3 protein-coding genes are annotated in these 2924 nt (G+C 53.2%); all 3 read left to right on the top strand.

Features of this window, described 5'->3' with window-relative positions; translation table 11 throughout:
* Positions 1 to 391, top strand: a 391-nt coding sequence (locus tag EJP87_RS15130) for an Hpt domain-containing protein (RefSeq protein WP_227657678.1), incomplete at its 5' end; no start/stop codon positions are given.
* Positions 392 to 411: 20 nt separating this feature from the next.
* Entirely contained in the window at positions 412 to 1521 is a 1110-nt protein-coding gene (locus tag EJP87_RS15125) for a response regulator (RefSeq protein WP_130472694.1), read from the top strand.
* A gap of 18 nt (positions 1522 to 1539) precedes the next feature.
* A complete protein-coding gene (locus tag EJP87_RS15120; protein WP_130472693.1) occupies positions 1540 to 2751 on the top strand; it encodes a DUF1015 domain-containing protein in 1212 nt (403 codons plus the stop codon).
* The last annotated feature ends 173 nt before the right edge of the window (positions 2752 to 2924 follow it).

Raw genomic sequence — 2924 nt, 5'->3', positions numbered from 1 at the left:
TCTCCTGAAAAAACTGCAATATTGGATGCCCAAAGGTGCCCATACCCAACCGGCTATCGAAATCCAACAACTGCGCCAACTCTTCGGGGAAGATGATGGTATGGTGCGCGAATTGCTCCAGCAATTTCCTGCTTCAGTGCGCGAATTGCTCGATCGCTTGTGGCAGTGCATCCGTGACCGCAATGCCGAACTGCTGCATGATACCGCCTTTGAACTCCAAGAGGCCAGTGCCAACATGGGCGCAACCTCCCTGTCCACAGCCGCCAACACCCTGGAAAAAACGGTGGCTAAAAACGACTGGGAACAAGCACTCTTGCTCATGGATCAACTGGAACATATCCTCCGACAGGTGGAACAATATGTGCAGAACTATGATTCTCTCTTCCCCTGAAGCGGCAATGAGGAGTAATTGTGCTGGAAGATTGGCCCTCTAATCAACTACGGGACACCTTTTTGCAACAAGTTGCGCTGATTCAGACGCAACTGCAGCGCTTGCACGACCTGAACCCGTCGCCTACCCTGCAACCGCATTTGCAACAGATCCAAATGGCAAACGAAACGCTTTCAGCCTTGCTGAACTCTGTCGTGGCAGCCACCCCTACCCTGTTGCCCGCTGCGGGATCCCACTTTCTGCCATACCACAACCAGGAGCATAAGACGACGGCTCCCCCCTTGCGTGAGGAGAGTGCCACCCCTCCACTGCATATTCTGTTGGTGGAAGACAATCCCTTTACGCAAAAGTTGATGTGCCGACTGCTCAGCTTGCGTGCACACCGCATCTCCGTAGCCAACCAGGGGGAAGAGGCCCTTGCTCTGCTGCAAAACGCTGCCACACAAAAAGATCAGCGCTTTGACATCATCTTGATGGATATTCGCATGCCCGGAATGGATGGTTTTGCCACCACCGAAGCCATCAGAGAGTGGGAAAAGAGGCAACAACAACCCAGCGTGCCCATCATCGCGGTCACGGTACTCAATGAAGAGAGCGACCGCCAACGCGCCATGCAGGTCGGCATGGATGGTTTTCACCCCAAACCGGTGCAGGCCAATCTGCTTTTTGCCGAGATGGAGCAGTTGCTTGCAAAGCGCAACAGACCGAGTCCTGACCCTGTAGAGAGCGCCACCCCTGACCCCACCTCGGAAAACACGACCCCTCTGCCCCCGGTGGATGTGGGTCTGAACATGGATCTGCTGCTTAAAACTGTCGAAAATGATTGGTCATTGTTAGGAGAAATTGTCGATCTCTACCGCCAGGATGCACCAAAACAGTTGCAACGCATCTGGAAAGGTATCCAACAACAGGACCATGACCTGGTTCGCGAAGCGGCTCACTCCCTGAAAGGTGCTTCGGGTGCCTTTGGCAAAGCCACGCTCGCCTACGCTCTGGCCTTTCAACTGGAACAGGCGGGACGCATCAAAGATCTTACCCAGGCCGATGCTATTTTCGAACAACTGCGTCAATCCATCCACCTTCTGGAACAGGCTCTCGACACAGAATTGCATAAACACTCTTCACTTTAAGTAATGAAAGCAAATATCGTGAAACTGATTCAACCATTTGCCGGTTGGCGTCCACGGCCCGGTCTGGCCTCCGAAGTTGCCGCCCCACCTTATGATGTGCTCTCCAGTCAGGAAGCGCGCCTGTTGGTCAAGGATCATCCCCACTCCTTTCTGTATGTCTCAAAAGCGGAAATCGCTTTGGACAGCGCGCTCTCACCCTATGACGAACAGGTCTATCAAACCGCTGCGCAGCGCTTTGACTCCCTGAAAGAGCAAGGTATTTTGCAACAAGACAGCTCACCGTGCCTCTATATCTATCAATTGACCTATAAAGAGCGCGTACAAACCGGTGTTGTGGCCGCCGCCTCCATAGCCGCCTATCGTGACAATCGTATTCGCAAACATGAATTGACCCGTCCAGATAAAGAAAACGATCGCACCCGACTGGCTGAAGTGCTTTCCGCCCACTCTGGTCCCGTCTTCCTCATTTACCGCCATGCCGAACCATTAGACGCGCTGATCCAACAGATACAAAACGCCTCTCCCCCCGATGAAAGCTTTTTGGCCGATGATGGGGTCCATCATGCCTTATGGGTCATCTCGGATCAGGCACTGATTGCACAACTGGTGGAGCTCTTTGAACAACAGCCGCGTCTCTATATTGCCGACGGGCATCACCGCTCGGCTGCCGCCGCACGTGTCGCCGAGCGTCAACCCGCAGCGGATCGCTTCCTGGCGGTGATCTTCCCCGATAAACAGTTGCAGATTCTCGATTATAATCGTGTGGTCAAAGATCTGCGCGGACTATCCGTCACCCAGTTTTTGCAAGCCGTCCAGCAACATTTTCATGTTGCCCCTGCAGCCACTGCCGTCGCCCCCAAAGAACGCCATACCTTTGGTCTCTATGTGGACAAACAGTGGTATCAATTATCCCTGGAGCAAAAATGGATCGATGAGAGTGATCCCATCGCCTCCTTGGATGTGGCTTTGTTGGATCGCTATCTGTTGCAACCGATTTTGGGAATTGTCGATCCTCGTCGTGATCAACGCATTGATTTTATTGGTGGAGTACGTGGTACAGCCGCGTTGCAGGAGCTGGTTGATGGCGGCAGCATGGCCGCCGCCTTTTCCCTCTGTCCCACCAGTCTGAGTGAACTATTGGCTGTAGCCGATGCCGGACAGATTATGCCCCCCAAATCGACTTGGTTTGAACCAAAATTGCGCGATGGCCTGGTGGTGCAAACATTTTAAGAGTGGATGTCTGAGCGCTGCGCCACAGCAATATGCCATCTTGCAGTCACAAAGGGCGTTCATGACCCCTTTGCTCCAAGAGCAGTGTGGCCAACAGGGTTCTGAAAAAGCCGGAGTGGACCACTCCGGCTTTTTTCTGCTTAGGAAAAGAGAATTGCCGACAATTTGGGACG

The sequence above is a fragment of the Candidatus Magnetaquicoccus inordinatus genome (assembly GCF_004217665.1).
In the GTDB taxonomy this organism is placed as follows: Bacteria; Pseudomonadota; Magnetococcia; order Magnetococcales; family Magnetaquicoccaceae; genus Magnetaquicoccus; species Magnetaquicoccus inordinatus.
The sequence above is the reverse complement of the archived record's forward strand: the minus strand, read 5'-3'. Positions and strand labels throughout refer to the sequence as shown.